Annotated in this window: 17 protein-coding genes; 11 read left to right on the top strand and 6 right to left on the bottom strand. The window is 65.2% G+C overall.

Features of this window, described 5'->3' with window-relative positions; genetic code table 11:
- Window positions 1-20: 20 nt before the first annotated feature.
- On the top strand, window positions 21-743 hold the full coding sequence (gene deoD, locus V7R84_RS10960; RefSeq protein WP_338568900.1) for a purine-nucleoside phosphorylase: 723 nt from the start codon (window positions 21-23) through the stop codon (window positions 741-743).
- A 110-nt stretch (window positions 744-853) separates the two neighbouring features.
- On the opposite strand, the gene V7R84_RS10955 is transcribed toward deoD, so the two are convergent.
- Window positions 854-2,215: a glycoside-pentoside-hexuronide (GPH):cation symporter gene (locus tag V7R84_RS10955; RefSeq protein WP_338568899.1), complete on the bottom strand. Its 1,362-nt coding sequence runs from the start codon at window positions 2,213-2,215 to the stop codon at window positions 854-856.
- Between the two features lie 85 nt (window positions 2,216-2,300).
- Between V7R84_RS10955 and V7R84_RS10950 the strand changes: the two genes are divergently transcribed.
- The 3 genes from V7R84_RS10950 (at window position 2,301) to V7R84_RS10940 (ending at window position 5,421) form a co-directional block, all read left to right on the top strand.
- Window positions 2,301-3,119, top strand: a complete 819-nt coding sequence (locus V7R84_RS10950) for a MerR family transcriptional regulator (protein ID WP_338568898.1) — start codon at window positions 2,301-2,303, stop codon at window positions 3,117-3,119.
- Window positions 3,120-3,242: 123 nt separating this feature from the next.
- Window positions 3,243-3,470, top strand: a complete 228-nt coding sequence (locus V7R84_RS10945) for a hypothetical protein (protein ID WP_338568896.1) — start codon at window positions 3,243-3,245, stop codon at window positions 3,468-3,470.
- A gap of 163 nt (window positions 3,471-3,633) precedes the next feature.
- A complete protein-coding gene (locus V7R84_RS10940; protein WP_338568894.1) occupies window positions 3,634-5,421 on the top strand; it encodes a long-chain fatty acid--CoA ligase in 1,788 nt (595 codons plus the stop codon).
- Between the two features lie 242 nt (window positions 5,422-5,663).
- Here V7R84_RS10940 and V7R84_RS10935 read toward each other — a convergent pair whose 3' ends face one another.
- From V7R84_RS10935 to V7R84_RS10925, 3 genes are all read right to left on the bottom strand, one after another.
- Window positions 5,664-6,542, bottom strand: coding sequence for an aminoglycoside phosphotransferase family protein (locus V7R84_RS10935; RefSeq protein ID WP_338568891.1), 879 nt, complete (start codon window positions 6,540-6,542; stop codon window positions 5,664-5,666).
- Window positions 6,543-6,736: 194 nt separating this feature from the next.
- Window positions 6,737-7,642 (bottom strand): nucleotidyl transferase AbiEii/AbiGii toxin family protein, encoded by a 906-nt coding sequence (locus V7R84_RS10930; RefSeq protein WP_338568890.1) that lies wholly within the window; start codon window positions 7,640-7,642, stop codon window positions 6,737-6,739.
- Entirely contained in the window at window positions 7,639-8,619 is a 981-nt protein-coding gene (locus V7R84_RS10925) for a type IV toxin-antitoxin system AbiEi family antitoxin domain-containing protein (protein ID WP_338568888.1), read from the bottom strand. Before V7R84_RS10925 ends, V7R84_RS10930 begins: the two co-directional genes overlap by 4 nt.
- A gap of 359 nt (window positions 8,620-8,978) precedes the next feature.
- Here V7R84_RS10925 and bluB point away from each other — a divergent pair, with 359 nt between their 5' ends.
- Window positions 8,979-9,611: a 5,6-dimethylbenzimidazole synthase gene (bluB, locus tag V7R84_RS10920; RefSeq protein WP_338568886.1), complete on the top strand. Its 633-nt coding sequence runs from the start codon at window positions 8,979-8,981 to the stop codon at window positions 9,609-9,611.
- A 67-nt stretch (window positions 9,612-9,678) separates the two neighbouring features.
- Here bluB and V7R84_RS10915 read toward each other — a convergent pair whose 3' ends face one another.
- Window positions 9,679-11,094, bottom strand: coding sequence for an ABC transporter permease (locus V7R84_RS10915; protein ID WP_338568884.1), 1,416 nt, complete (start codon window positions 11,092-11,094; stop codon window positions 9,679-9,681).
- A gap of 11 nt (window positions 11,095-11,105) precedes the next feature.
- Window positions 11,106-11,846 (bottom strand): ABC transporter ATP-binding protein, encoded by a 741-nt coding sequence (locus V7R84_RS10910; RefSeq protein ID WP_338568882.1) that lies wholly within the window; start codon window positions 11,844-11,846, stop codon window positions 11,106-11,108.
- 212 nt (window positions 11,847-12,058) lie between these two features.
- Here V7R84_RS10910 and V7R84_RS10905 point away from each other — a divergent pair, with 212 nt between their 5' ends.
- The 6 genes from V7R84_RS10905 (at window position 12,059) to rplI (ending at window position 15,032) form a co-directional block, all read left to right on the top strand.
- Complete coding sequence (locus V7R84_RS10905; protein ID WP_338568881.1) at window positions 12,059-12,433, top strand: rhodanese-like domain-containing protein; 375 nt, start codon at window positions 12,059-12,061, stop codon at window positions 12,431-12,433.
- The gene (locus V7R84_RS10900; protein WP_338568879.1) at window positions 12,430-13,182 is read left to right on the top strand and encodes an SGNH/GDSL hydrolase family protein; all 753 of its coding nucleotides are present in this window, start codon (window positions 12,430-12,432) and stop codon (window positions 13,180-13,182) included. Before V7R84_RS10905 ends, V7R84_RS10900 begins: the two co-directional genes overlap by 4 nt.
- Before the next feature lie 92 nt (window positions 13,183-13,274).
- Window positions 13,275-13,562, top strand: a complete 288-nt coding sequence (gene rpsF, locus V7R84_RS10895; protein ID WP_338568877.1) for a 30S ribosomal protein S6 — start codon at window positions 13,275-13,277, stop codon at window positions 13,560-13,562.
- Between the two features lie 97 nt (window positions 13,563-13,659).
- Window positions 13,660-14,229 carry a single-stranded DNA-binding protein gene (locus tag V7R84_RS10890; protein WP_338568876.1) on the top strand — a complete coding sequence of 190 codons (570 nt, stop codon included), beginning with the start codon at window positions 13,660-13,662 and terminating at the stop codon, window positions 14,227-14,229.
- Between the two features lie 101 nt (window positions 14,230-14,330).
- Window positions 14,331-14,570, top strand: coding sequence for a 30S ribosomal protein S18 (rpsR, locus tag V7R84_RS10885; protein ID WP_014847330.1), 240 nt, complete (start codon window positions 14,331-14,333; stop codon window positions 14,568-14,570).
- A 15-nt stretch (window positions 14,571-14,585) separates the two neighbouring features.
- Window positions 14,586-15,032 (top strand): 50S ribosomal protein L9, encoded by a 447-nt coding sequence (gene rplI, locus V7R84_RS10880; RefSeq protein ID WP_338568873.1) that lies wholly within the window; start codon window positions 14,586-14,588, stop codon window positions 15,030-15,032.
- Window positions 15,033-15,065: the final 33 nt, after the last annotated feature.

Here is a 15,065-nt window from a genome sequence, read left to right as displayed (position 1 = left end):
TACGTGGCTAGGCTCTTGTCATGTCTTCAACCCCACACTTCTCCCGTGAAATCGGTGAGATCGCCCCTCTGGTACTCATGCCCGGTGATCCGCGTCGCGCCGAACACATCGCCCGGAACCGGCTCGATGGCGCCCAGCTGGTCTCCGACGTCCGGGGCATCGGAACCTGGACCGGCACCCTCGACGGGGTTCCCGTCACCGTGACCGCCTCCGGGATGGGGGTTCCGTCGATGTCCATCTACGCCACTGAACTGTTCTCCCGTCACGGGGTGAGGCGCATCTGCCGGGTCGGGACCTGCGGGGCCTTCTCGCCCAAGGTGCGCGTCCGCGACGTCGTGATCGCCTCCGCCGCGCACACCGACTCCTCGGTGGCCACCGTCGCGGTCCCCGGGGTGACGTTGTCGCTGGCGCCGGACTTCGACATGCTCGCCGCCGCCGTGACGCAGGCGCGACGGGGCAGCGGCAGGGCGGTTCACGTCGGTTCCGTTTTCACCAGCGACTACTTCTACCACCCCCGCACCGACATCATCCCGGAGCTGTCCAAGCTGGGTACCCTCGCGGTCGAGATGGAGGCCGCGGGTCTGTACGCGGCGGCCGCCCGCAACAACGCCGAGGCCCTGGCGGTGCTGACCGTCTCCGATCACCTCCTCGACCACTCCGCCGACCTCACGGCCGCCGAACGCGAAACCATGTTCGAAGACGCCCTCGAGATAGCGGTGGCCGCCCTGCTGACCCTCGGGTAGAGCGTCGCAAGAAACCGGCTGAGCCGGCCTGCTCGCTCGGCGAACTGGTCGTGTCGAAACCAGGGCGAGTGTGGTCGGGGAGATGGATTCGCCCCGGGGAGGGGAGATCGTCAGGCGGAGGTTTCCCCGCCCTCCAAATCGGCGAGGATCTCGGTGTAGCGTTTCTCGTCGAGCCGGTAGCCGGCTCGCAGGATCAGCCAGCTCGTCGCGATCAGAGCCATGGGGATCAGCAGCATCACCGACTTGAATGCGACGATCCCGGCAGCAGTCACGTCCTCGACCCCCCGGGCTCCGCTGATCCCGGAGACCAGCAGCGCCAGGCCGACGAACCCGCTGCCGATGGCGTTCGAGGCCTTGTAGATGAACGTCTGCACCGCCAACGTCACCGACTCGTTGCGACGTCCCAGCTTCCACTGCCCGTACTCGACGCAGTCGGCGACGAACATCAGCATCAGCAACTGGATGAAAGCCTGCCCGGTGAACAGCAGCACCCCCGCGACCGCCACCACCGTCAGCGACGAACCCGCGAACCAGAACACCACCAGCCCCGCCAGGCACAGGAGGGTGGCCAAGGTGTGGATCTGGAAACGACGCAGGAACCTTCGAACCAGCGGGAAGAGCGCCAACCCGGCCAGCTGCGTCACCGCGAGGATGGCGGCGAACACCGAGTAGGCGGCCTCGTCGCGGTAGACGTACTTGAAGTAGTAGATGCCGAGGCTCGTGACGGTCATGTAACCGCCCATGAAACACAGCATCGCCCCCGCCGCCCACAGCAGCTGGTCGTTGCGGCCGATCACCCGCACCAGCTCCCGGAACGGGGTCTGCGATGCCCCCACCGCCACCTGCTGCCGGGTGAACAGCAGCGTCAACGACTGGAAACCCAGCATCAGCACCACCAGCAGCGCGGCGAAGGCCAGCCACCCCAGCTGCTCGCTGCCGAGCAGCCCGCCGAGGGCCTTCGTCGCGGGCACCACCGCCACCACCACCGAGAACAACCCGAGGTTGGCGCAGATCCTGGCGATCACCCCGATGCGTTCCCGTTCCTTCAGGTCCTGGGAGAGGGCGGGCAGCATGCCCCAGAAGGAGATGTCGTTGATGGTGTAGGCCACCGACCACACCAGGTAGACCACGGTGAACCACACCAGGAAGGCCGCCCCCGAGAATCCGAGATCCACGAAGATTCCCAGCGTGGCGGCCCCCCACAGCACCGCGCCCAGCGCGATCCACGGCTTGAACTTGCCGAACCGGGAACGGGTGTTGTCGACGATGACACCCATGAAGGGATCGTTGAGGGCGTCGAAGATCCGCATCGCCACCAGAACCACCGTCACCACCACCGTCGCCGACTGCGAGATGTGCAGCACATCAGTGAGGTAGAACATCAGGTACATGCTGACCAGCGCGGCCGACATGTCGCGACCGAGTGTGCCCAGTCCGAAACTCAGCCGATTGCGCCAGGGTGCCGGATTCATGGCGGAGAGTCTTGCAGGTCGCGAGGCCGGATGGGGAATCCGGCCCGGTTGACCCTGACACGGTGTCAGGTCCCACGATGGTGTCATGACCGAGACGAGACTGATCCGGATCGGGGAGTTCTCCACTCTCACCCGGCTGTCGGTGCGGATGCTGCGCTACTACGACGCCAACGGCGTCCTGAGCCCGGCCACCACCGACGACTTCACCGGTCACCGGTTCTACGCATCCTCGCAGGTGCGTGACGCGACGCTGATCCGTCAGCTGCGTGACGTCGGGTTCTCCGTCTCCGCCATAGCCGCCCTGCTCCCGCAACGCGACGACCCCGAGGCGCTGGGTCGCGCGCTCGCCGTGCAGCGCGATCAACTCGTCGCCGACGCCGAGGCGGTCCGCCACCGCATCGCCGAGATCGACAGACTCATCTCCCACACCACGAGGAGGGCCACCATGGCCGACATCACCGTCACCACCCATCCCGCGCAGCTCGTCGCCGCCCTGCGCACGAAGATCGACTCCTACACCGACGAAAACACGGTGTGGGCGAAATTCATGGAGGCGTTCCAGAAGCAGGGCCTCACGTACACCGGCGAGCCCTGTGGAGCCATCTTCCACGACCCCGAGTATCGCGACTCCGACATCGACATCGAGATCTGGGAACCCGTCGCCCCCGGCACCGTCGCATCCGAGCCGCTCGTGATCCGGGAGCTGCCAGAACAGCGGGTCGCGGCGGCCACCTTCCGTGGCGGCTACGACCAGTTCGGTCCCGTCAACGAGGAACTGGCCGAGTACATCACCCGCTCCGGGCTGAAGATCACCGGTCCCATGTACAACCGCTACATCGTTGGCCCGGTACAGGTCCAGGATCCGGCGCAGTACCTCACCGAGATCTGCATCCCGGTCGTCTGAGAACGGATTCTGCATATCCGCCTCCACGATGTCTGCAAACTGATGCCTAGAACGTCTGCGGAATCAAGGCCAGGGAGGTGGATAGTGACAGGGGCGTATCTTCCACGCGTGATGGACGGCGCGATGAGACGTGCGCTCAGGATCTCCGGAGCGGTGATGCTGGAGGGCGTGCGCGCCTGCGGAAAGACCCGAACTGCCCTGGAAGCTGCGGGATCGTCGGTGCTCATGGACGATCCCGCAGTGCGGGCGGTCAACGATCTCGCCCCGGTTCTCATCATCACCGGAACGGGCCCGGTCCTGACCCTGGACGATGGCACGGTCACGTGCGGGCTCCACCGGCTGTGCCCGTAGTTGGGTCCTGGTGCGGAAGTCATGCCCGGCTGCGGCGCACCGGATCGGGTGGTCCGATGTCCCGTCCGGGGCGTCCTCACCCAGGCGACGCTCTTCGCAGCAGGCCCTAAGGGACTCGCCGTCGCTATGAACCTCTATCCTTGGTTCCCGACCAGGAGGACCAATGATCCAGCACCTCGCCGTGCAGATGCGCGCGGCCATAGCCGAGCACGCTGACCGCCCAGCCACCCGGATCCGGGTCGGCGGGGGCTGGCGCACTCACACCTTCCGGGAGTTCGGTAAGCGCATCGACGAGGCGGCTCAAGGGCTGTTGAACCGGGGAATCCAGCCGGGAGACCGCATCGGGTTGTTCGCGAACAACTGCCCCGAGTGGTCGGAGATCGACTTCGGCGCCGCCACAGTGAGGGCCATCCCGGTGCCCATCTACGCCACCTCCACCCCGGCACAGATCCGGCACATCGCCGCCGACTCCAGGCTACGGATCCTGTTCGTGGGCGGCCGCAGCGAGTGTGAACGCGTCCTGGAGGTCGCCGATGATCTGCCCGATCTGGAACAGGTGGTGATTCTCGACCCCTGGGAGGGCATGCCGGAGCGGGTCATCACCTACGACGACTTCCGCTCCAACCCCGATGCCCGGGCCCTGGAGGCCCGTCTCGCTCAGGCGGGCCCTGATGACCTGGCATCGATCATCTACACCTCCGGCACCACGGGCGACCCGAAGGGGGTGATGCTCAAGCACTCCGCGATGATCGCCCAGAAAGAGGCGATCGAGGAACTGTTCCACTTCGGGCCGGAGGAACATTCGTTGTGTTTCCTGCCCCTCTCGCACGCGCTGGAGCGGGCATGGACCAGCATCGTGCTGCTCAAGGGCTGCATGAACACCTACGTTCCCGACCCCCGCACCGTTGCCAAGGTCTTGGTGCAGGCGAAGCCGACGCTGCTCGTGAGCGTTCCGAAGCTCTACGAGAAGGTCTTCGCGACCGCTCACGCGAAGGTCGCGGCCTCGGGGATCAAACGTGGCATCTTCAAGTGGGCGCTGCGCGTGGGGGCCCGGAACCAGCGGGCCTACCGCAAGGGAAGGCGACCGGCGTGGTTCTGGCGCGCCCAGCTCGGCATGGCCGACCGGCTCGTCCTGTCCTCGATCCGCGTCGCCCTGGGCGGCAACAAGGCGGTCCTGGCCTGTGGTGGGGCGCCGCTGCGCAAGGAGATCGAGGAGTTCTTCTCCGCGGTCGGGATGCCCATCTATACCGGCTACGGGCTGACCGAGGCCTCGCCGCTGGTGACCTTCAACTCGCCGGGTGGGTTCAAGATCGGCACGACGGGGCGGGTGCTCAAGGGCGGGCAGCTGCACATCGGCGAACACGGTGAGGTGCTGTTCCGTGGCCCGAACGTGATGGCCGGGTACTGGAACAACGAGGAGGCCACCGCCGCCGCCATCGACTCCGACGGTTGGCTGCACACCGGGGACGCCGGATACGTCGATGTCGACGGGTTTCTGGTCATCACCGACCGCATCAAGGACATCATCGTCACCTTGGGCGGCAAGAACGTCGCTCCGCAGCCCATCGAGGGGCTCATTCTCGCCGACCCACTGTTCGAGCACGCCGTCCTGCTCGGCGACAACCGGCCCTGCGTGACGCTGCTGGTCAAACCGTCGCTGCCGCACGTGGAGGAGCTCGGAAAATTGATGCAGTGGCCGGGGGAGGTGGCCGATTGGTTGAAGTCCAACGAGCTGGCCGAGGAGCTGCGTCGGAGGGTCACCGCCCTGACCGACAAGCTCCCGAGCCAAGAGAAACCCCGCGCCACCGAGCTGATGGACGACGACCTCACCACCGACAACGGCCTGCTCACCCCGACGTTGAAGGTGCGCCGTCGGCAGGTGGAGGAGCGTTTCAAGGAACTCATCGATGGCATGTACGAGGCACTGGAACGACGTCGGCGCTCCAGTTGAGCCATCAGCCGGACGGGTTCTTGCCGGATGAGTTGGGGCTCACCCCTCATGAAGCTGGTTGAGCCGGACCGCGACGAAGGAGCGGTCCGAGTCGAAACCACGTCGGGTCTGCCGCCATTGATGGTCTGTGTGAGGATGAGGACGACAAAGTCCACGAGGTCTTTCACGGGTTTTCATGAACAGCTGCCCTCGAGTTCGCCTTGAATGAGAGTTCTGCGGCGGCCCATGCCCGTGAACAAGCCTCACAGATCCGCCGACATCGACCTGGCGATGTCCCAAGAAATCTCCGCCCGGGCCTCGTAGCCATTTTCTTGAAACCACATCGCGTCATCCACGCTGCGCACGAGACACCACCGCCGCACGGTCATTGGGTCCAGCTCGGCCATTCCGGCGAACCGCTCCATCCGTTTCCGCACCGTGGTGTTCGTTTCGTCACCGCCCCGGATTTCGCTCCAACGGTTGCGCAGCAGCGGAACCACCTCATACGCGGGGTCGCCTTTTAGTGGCTTGGGGTCAATGGCGGCCCACGCATCCTTGCCGCGCCCAAGGATATTGGCGTAATGGAAGTCACCGTGCAGCAGCGAGGGCTCCGCAGGCAGGACGGCCAGCTCTGCGCACACATCGACGGCAGAGGAGACGAGCTCCTCGGGGCACGGTTCGCCGAGCCGCCGCCAGTTCTTGGGGAACTCCGTGCCCCACCGGGCAGCGATGTCACCGACGCTGCGAAACCCAGCGGATACGGGAACGCGCAGTTCGCGAAGGAGGGCGGCGGCGATGTCCAGCGCTTCCTGAATTGGGATGTCCAGAAGGCCCCGCCGCTCATCCAACCGCTCCAACAACATGGCGCCGGACACCTCGTCGGTGCGCAGCACCGAGACCGCTCCATGACCGCCCCATGTACGTAATGCAACGGACTCGAGCCGGGTCTCGTCGTCGACCCAACTCACTTTCAGGGCACCGCGTTTCCCGTCCTTGCAATGAACAGGCAGGACCACAGCGCACATCCCGTACATCGGCGGTCCCTCCAGGCGAAGGTACCACCTGTCGAGCAAATCTTCCACCGTATACGGCAAGGCCTCCAACCAGTCTTGGGCAGTCTCCCCTTCTCTGTTCAGGATCATGGCGGAAAACTCAGTTGAGATTTGAATCAATTCGACTCTCGCATTCTGGGGCGATTGGAGGAGGTGCCGTCATTCACTTGCATTGACTCTAAGTATCCTCAAATCCCCTCGTACTCACTACCTCAAGCAACGGGAGGGGCTCGGCTGCGAGCCACGCCGTGCAGAGCTCCTCGTGTTCCGCCCCCCAAGCCGGCTCAAACCCATGCGCGAATCTTGGGATCCCACCGCAGGCCCTTGGCCTTCCCAGCCAGCAACGGTTCCAACAGCGCATTGACGAGGCTCGTGGCCAATGCGACGGTGAGGTGGTCCTTGCAGTCCGAGATGGGGGAGGCGAGTCTTCTGTAGGAGACATCCCAGTCCGGAGGTGCCGTGAAGGTCTCCGGGAACGGTAACCCTCGGGACGCTGCTTCTCGGGTGATGGCCACCTCGAGTCTGCCGCCATCGATGGTCTGTGTGAGTGTCAGGAGAACAAGGTCCACGAGGTCCTTCACACGTGTCGAAGGATGACCGTTGTAAAGGGAAAGTGTCGCACACACCTTGTCCGCCATCTGGTCGACCAAAGGGTACAGGCGATACTCGCACTGCGGGAGTTTGGGGAGTGCTAGGACATTCGACGGGATGATGGTCTCCGGGGTGTCTGTCGTAACGGCTTTGACAACGAGATCGACATTCAGCCGGTCCTTTTTGTTGACGCCGATGTAGACGTCGAAACTCACGCGGATTCCTTCGGTGTAGGCCTGCTGCTTACCGCCGAGTGAATCCGTGTGGCTGACATACTCGAAGCGGAAGAAATCTCCCAGGTCAAGGGCCGCAAGGCGCCGAAGCTCGGTCAGGGCGGCGGCCAGTGAGTGATGCCGATTGAACAAGTCGACATCACTGGTTGCCCGCGCCGATGGGACCCTGGCCAGCAGGGCCGTTCCGCCCTTGAGAAGCCATGCGTCGGTTGGCGTCTCTGAGAAGATCCGGCACAGAAAACGGTGGAAGTACTCCAGCCGGATGCGCTCCTGGGCGCTGAGGGACCTGTCGTTCCGGGCTGCTTTCTGAGCGGCTGATCGTATTGCCGACTCGACCGCCGCCGGCGTCCGGTAGGGGTCTGTCATCTAGGATCCTCGCACTCGTGTGGCATGTCGGACTCCAGCGGCGGGGGAGTGGGACGTGATGCGCTTGCCATCGGATGAACCAGCTGATTGCGAATCGTGTTCGCGAGCAGCTCAGTGGTTTCCGGGACGAAGAATTCGGTGTTTCCTGTGTGAAAAGACTTCCAGACCTTCTGGTTCGTTGCTGCGAAGGCTTTTTGGAGTCCTGAGGCGCCGAGGAGGTCACTGAAGACGTTCGGGAGCTTCTCGAAGATGGTCTGCGCCTGGGGAGACGTGAGGATCTTTGCCATGAGGGGTCCGTTTTCTGCGATGCGTCTGACCCAGCTGTCCTCGTCGATTCCCGCCGACCGGGAGAGCTTTTCCAGCAGCGCCGCGCCGTCACCTGCCGCACAGCCGTTGCGGCGCGCCAGGGGAGCCAGGAGCTCGGTGAGGCGTTCGGTGTCCAGGGAAGACTGCCGGGTGGCGTCCCGGAGAGCGTCCGCGACGGTGCTGAGGTCCTGTCGATCTTCGATGAGGTCGGCGATGGTGCGTTCCCGTGTGGTCGTAGGCAGGCCGTCCCGGACGGTGACATCCTCACGGGGAAGGTTCCGGGTGCGGTACCGGACATCGAGCCGCTGGCTCTGCCGCCGTGTCGGCGAGGTGAACTCGCTCCGAGTGGCCCAGAGGTCTCCGATGCCGTGGAGCCGGGCAGCGGATTCCCCGGAGACGACGATCCCCGGGCGGTCGTCGTGGAGGCGTTCGAGAGCCAGCCTGCGGGGTTCGGTCGCGAGCCACGCTGCCCGAAGTTCCTCGTGTTCCGTGCTCGGGGCGCCGGCGCTGCGGTAGACGCCGTGGATGAGCCGGACCAGATGGCCGTCATCGTTGAGCCGTTTGAGGGTCATGTGGTCGATGCCTTGTGCGCGGGCCTGGGCGGTTGTGACCATGCCCCACTGGGACTCGGTCACCTCCGCCAGCTGCTGCAGCGCCACACGTGACTTCATTCTTGAATACTAACTTTCTGTTTGTTAGTTTCCAAGTCAAGTCTGCATCAGAAGATGGCTGTGCGTGATCCACCAAGAAATTTGGTCGAAGCATTTCTGGTTCGCCAGTCGAGGTCCCTCACCCACAACGACTCGTTGCCCGAACCATGTTTTCTGATTCTCTTCGGCGGTCCATTGTCCTTTCAGTCCATCCTCAAGGCACGGCGCTGATAGGTGGAGGAGCGTTTCAAGGAATTCATCGACGGCAGGTGCGAGGCGTTGAAGCAGCGTCGGCGCCCTGGTTGGCGCGTCAGGGCAGCCGCGGGGATGACCTGCTGCCCTCCCGAGGTCGCGAGAAAGTTCCCGCTAGGGTCTTCCGCATGGATCTGGACTGCAAGGAAGCCCTCGAAGCGATCATCAAGCGCCGCCGCGACGTGCGTGCCGAGTTCACCGGCGACCCCCTGGGCGAGGAGGAACTCGCCGACCTTCTGAATGCGGCGCACGCCGCCCCGAGCGTGGGCAACAGTCAGCCGTGGGATTTCGTCGTGGTCCGCGACACCGCCATCCTCGACGCTTTCGCCGAGCACGTCGCGCAGTGTCGGCAGGACTATGCCGACTCCCTCGACGAGGACCAGCGGGAGAAATTCAATCCCATCAAGATCGAGGGGATCCGCGAATCCGGGCTGGGAATCGTCGCCACCTACGATCCGACACGCTTCGGCCCCAACGTCCTGGGACGCCACACCATCAGCGACGCCGGGACGTTCTCGGTGGTGTGTGCCGTGCAGAACCTGTGGCTGATGGCCACCGCCCTGGACCTCGGAGTCGGATGGGTGTCGTTCTACCAGGAACTCTTCCTCAAGGAGCTGCTCGGGCTTCCAGAACGGGTGAGACCGGTCGGCTGGCTGTGCGTGGGTCGCGTGACGAAACTCCAGGAGATCCCCGACCTGATCCGTTTTGGCTGGAATCATCGCATCGCCCTAGAGGAGGTCGTCCACCACGACCGCTGGTGATTTTCCCCGAGCTGGTTGAGCCGGGGGCGAGATCTCGCCCCGGCTCAACCAGCTCTGAATCCTCGCGTCAAACCGGCTGGCGCAGGCTCTCCATCATTGGCCCGCGGTCGAGCTGGGCGGGTAGCCACGTGGTGGTGATGGCCAGCACGAGTGATGCCCCGATCGCGGGCAGCAGCGTTGTGACCGGGATGGAGCCGATGAAGACCTCCATCCCGCCCCCGGACATCAGGGCAGCGGAGGTGGCGCTGAGCAGAGTCACAGCCAGCCCGAAAAGGATTCCGGTAGTGGCGTAGATCGCGCCCTCCAGGATCGTGGATCCGAGGATCGTGCCCGACCTCGCTCCGATCACCCCGAGCAGGGCTCCCTCCTGGCGGCGGGTCCGTCCCACCATCGCGATGTTCGCGATGCCCCCTGCGCCGGCGACGAAGAAGATCGGGACCATGATGGTCAGGAAACCGTTGACCCCGCCATGCATGCCGCCGGCAGCCCGTCCGGCATTGGCTACGGTGTGGAAGACGCCGGTCATGGCGACGGCGATGGCGAAAGGCACGATAGTCGTCAAGCTGAACGCCGAGCGATGCCGGGCGTTGGCGCGGGCGGCGAACCAGGCCGGACTGCGGCCGGGAATCAGGCTCGTCCACCCGATCAGCAGCGGGCGAACGGTCCAGTTCGGGATGAACAACGCCGCCAGGGTGACCATGAGCCCGATGCCTCCGCCCAGGACGGCACGGTCGCCCGGGGACTCGAAATCCGCGGTTGCCGCCTCGGCCGGCACATCGGGCATCTCCGGGGTGTGAGCACTGTGCAGGGCCTCGGGGGGAAGGTTGATGAGGATCGGCATCAGCACCACGGGAATCAGGAAGAAGCCGGCTGCGATCCACTGCCACAGTTTCGTCCGGGTCTTGGGGGATGCCGCCTCCCGCAGCGCCTGCATCTCCGGGACGTTCGCTGCTCGGCGCGCTGTTCCCAATCCGCCGAGCACGCTGAACAGGGCGGTGACGAGCATTGTCGCGGGAATCCCGAACAACGGCATCGACAGGGGCAGGTCATCCGGGAACAGGCTGAATTCACGCCATGTCAACAGGTACACACGGGTCGTGGGCAGGGCCAACAACCCTCCCAGCAGCCCACCGACCAGACCGACGGCGCAGACCTGCCACAGGATGACCGAACGGATACGGCGGCCGGGTATGCCGAGCACCTTCCACAGCGCGTGGGAACGCTGCTGGGCGGTCACCGTCAGGCCGAGGGTCGTCGAGATGACCAGGGCGGTGGCCACTCCTATGTAGGACACCATGTTGCTGCCGAGGATGTTGCTCGCGAGCATGTACGGCCCATCTGGGTGGGTCAGAGACCATTGCACGGCGCTCCACCACGAGGTGATGACGACTCCGATGATGGTGCCGCCGACGGTGGCCACTAGCAGCGACCACAGCCACTCGCTGGCGTGATGACGCAGGTCCTTCCAGATCAAGGTTGACATTTTCCGTCTCCTCAGAGCGCGCGGACCGTGTGGACGAGCTCGGCTATCACCCGGGCGTCGCGGGCGGTCGACCACTCCGCGAGCTGGCCCTGACCCATCACCGCGACGGAGTCCGCCAGGGCTGCGGCCTCGACGTCGTGGGTGACCATGACCACCGTTGTTCCCCGTGAGGCGAGTTCTCGCAGCCAGTTGAGGACCAGGCCGGTGGAGTCGAGATCGAGGGCGCCGGTGGGTTCGTCGGCGAAGACGATCCTGGGGTGGCTGGCCATCACCCGGGCGATGGCCACGCGCTGACGTTCGCCGCCGGAGAGCTGATGAGGCTTCAGGTTGGCCCGATGCCCGAGGCCGACGGCCTCGAGGGCATCCCGGATCTGGCTGTCCGGGAGTGGAGTGCCAGCCAACCTGGAAGGCATGGACACGTTCTCGGCGGCGGTCAGTGATGCGATGAGGTTGTACTCCTGGAACACGAACCCGGTGTTGGCGGCACGGAACGCGGCGCGTTTGGCAGGTTTCATCTCCGAGGTGGTGGTGCCGAGCATGGATACCCGGCCGCTGGTGGGCTGATCGAGACCTGCCATGCAGTGCAGCAGCGTCGACTTGCCCGAACCGGAGGCGCCGACGATCGCGGTGAAACTTCCTGCGGGGAAATCGGCGTCGACCTGGTCGAGCGCGACCACGCGGGCGTCGTCGCGCCCCGGCACATCGTAGATGCGGGTCAGGCCGCGGACGGAGATCGAGGTGGTGAAGTTCATGACGTCCAGCTTTCTGGGTCGTGAGCCCGCGCCCCATCCCGCTGCCCGGTCAATCCGGGTGGGGCTAGCCCGACAGTCACGTCCCGCCGGGAATGTGCCGCTCGAGCGAGAATGCGTTGGCAAGAGCAGAAACACGTTCCTGGCATGACCATCCCGAACAGGATCGGCATGGCTCGGTCAGCGCCCGGGAAAGCCGTGGAATTATTGACCGCATGGGTCTGTTCGACTTCCTGAGCAAACGCTCCTCCGGTCTGAGCGTCGAGGACGCAGTGCTGGCACTCAGCAAGGGTGCCGTTCTGATAGACGTCCGCTCCAAGGCCGAGTACGAGGCCGGGCACGCACCCGGCGCCAGGCCGGTCGACCCCAAGGACTTGCACGACGACCCCCTTGACGCCATTCACGGCGGCGACCCCCTGGCCGAACGCGACTCCGCCGTCGTCGTGATCTGTGACAACGGGCTGCGCAGCTCCATCGCCGCGGCGGAACTTCGGGAGAAGGGCATCCTCGCGGAGTCGGTCTCGGGCGGGTTGATCGCCTGGGGCCGCGACGGCAACCCGATCATCCCCGGCCCCTACCGCCGCCGATGAAACGCTGGATGGGTGCCGCCCTCGCGACGGCAGGAATAGCGCTGGGCGCGGCCTATGTCATGGGACGTGCAACGATCAACCGTCACGCGGTCGATTACGCCGAGTACTGGCGCCGAGCGGCCACTAACGTCCCCGAGGACGCGATTCACTACGTGGCTCTCGGGGATTCCGCAGCTCAGGGCGTGGGGGCCAGTCGGGTGGAGACCAGCTATGTCGCGCTGCTCGCGGAGCGGATCTCGCAGGTGAGCCGGCGGCAGGTCGTCGTGACGAACCTGTCGGTGTCGATGGCCACCAGCCGCGACGTCGTCCGCTATCAGCTTCCCCAGCTGGCAGAACTCGACCGTGCCCCCGACATCCTCACCCTGGACATCGGCGGCAACGACGTGGTGCTGCCCGGAAACACCCTCGAGTCCTTCGAGAAACACTTCGTCGACATCCTCACCCAGCTGCCCCCGGGCAGCTTCGTCGCGGACGTGCCCTGGTTCACGCTGCCAGTGCTGTCCCGACGGGCGGAGAGGTTCAACGACGCGGTGGCCGATCTCATCGCCCTGCACGGTCATCACCGGGTCCACATCCACGAGGCAACCCGGGGCCTCGGGCCGCTGCGCTACCACATCAACACCGCAGCAGACTGGTTCCATCCCAACGATGCCGGCTACCGGGCCATGGCGGACTTCTTCTGGGAGGCGATCGAGGCGTCGGGACGCCTGGACCTGCCGGGGTTTCCCGCGACGGGGCCGCTCGGGTAAACTCAGCCCTCGGCTGATCACTCGGTCGGCCATGCCCTCCTGCTGCGGGAACGACCCGTGGCCGCCAGTCCGAAGGAGGTTGGGCAGTACCCATGCGCAAGTACGAGATCATGGTCCTCGTCGATTCCGATACCGACGAGCGCCAGGTTCCGGGCCTGATCGAAAAGCACCTCGAGGTCATCACCGCCGGTGGTGGCACGGTCGACAATGTCGACCACTGGGGTCGCAGGCGTCTGGCCTACGACATCAACAAGAAGTCCGAGGCGAGCTACGCCGTCATGCAAGTCACCTGCGATCCCGCGCTGGTCCAGGAGATGGACCGCCTGATGAGCATCGACGAACGGATCGTCCGCACCAAGGTGCTCCGCCTCGAGAAGTGAGCTTTCAACACTGAGGTCAATCCCCGGCCCCGAAGGTTTCTGTCGGGGGTGGCGACCATAGTGTTGATGAAAGACAAGTCCGATCCCGGAGGAAAACATGGCAGGCGAAACCCAGATCACGCTGGTGGGCAATCTCACCGGAGACCCGGACCTCCGCTTCACCCCCAGTGGTGCCGCGGTGGCCAATTTCACCGTCGCCTCGACGCCCCGCACCTTCGACCGACAGTCGGGTGAATGGCGCGACGGCGAGGCCATGTTCATCAACTGCGCCGTCTGGCGCCAGTACGCCGAGCACGTCGCCGAGTCCCTCACCAAAGGGATGCGTGTCATCGTGCAGGGCAGGCTGAAGTCTCGCAGCTACGAGACCCAGCAGGGCGAGCGCCGCACGGTGTTCGAAGTTGATGTCGACGAGGTCGGTCCCTCCCTGCGGTACGCCACCGCGCAGGTCACCCGCACCAGTGGTGGGGGCCAGGGTGGCGGAAACTGGCAGGGCAACCAGAACCAGGGTGGCGGACAGAACCACGGCAGCCAAGGCGGCTACGGCAACCAGCCCCAGCAGGGCCAGGGCAGTGATCCGTGGGGCAGCAGTGGCGGAGGCTACGGCGGCGGGAACCGGGGCGGCAACGACCCATGGAACCAGGCGGCCGCGGAGGAGCCCCCGTTCTGATCCACCCGCACAACCGACCCGCCGGGTCGGCTGGCACATTCCGTCTCACGACGGGCTTCCCACTGGGCCGGAAAGGCCCGCAAGATTAGGAGAGCACCACAATGGCCGGTCCACAGCGCAAGTCTGTGAACAAGAAGAAGATCATGCCGGTGAAGACCACTCGCGTGGCCAACATCGATTACAAGGACATCGCGACGCTGAAGAGGTTCATCTCGGAGCGTGGCAAGATCCGCGCCCGTCGCGTGACCGGGCTGTCCGTCCAGGACCAGCGCAAGATCGCGCTGGCCGTCAAGAACGCGCGTGAGGTGGCCCTGCTGCCCTACGCCTCGACCGCCCGCTGATCGGAGGAAGAACAGATGAAGCTCATCCTGACCAGCACCGTCGACAAGCTCGGCATCGCCGGCGATATCGTCGAGGTCCGCAACGGCTACGGTCGCAACTACCTCGTCCCTCAGAAAAAGGCCATTGTCTGGTCCCGGGGTGCTGAGAAGCAGATCGAGGGCATCAAGCGCGCCCGTGACGCCCGCGAGGTCCGTGGCGTCGAGCATGCGCAGGAGCTCCGCACCCAGATCGAGGAACTCACCATCAAGGTTCCGGCCCGCGCTGCGGAATCGGGTTCGCTGTTCGGCGCAGTTACCGCCGCGAACGTGGCCCTGGCCGTGAAGAAGGCCGGTGGCCCCGCCATCGACAAGCGGTCGGTGTCGTTCGTCAAGCCGGTCAAGACCGTCGGCAACCACGTCGCATCCATCAAGCTGCACCCCGCGGTCACCGCCCGGGTCGGTTTCGAGGTGATTCCTGCCTGAGACAGGGCGAAAACCAGCGGAGCCCGGTTCCTT

The organism is Arachnia propionica, assembly GCF_037055325.1.
Lineage (GTDB): Bacteria > Actinomycetota > Actinomycetes > Propionibacteriales > Propionibacteriaceae > Arachnia.
Note: the sequence above shows the minus strand (reverse complement) of the source record. Positions and strands in the feature narration are given on the sequence as shown.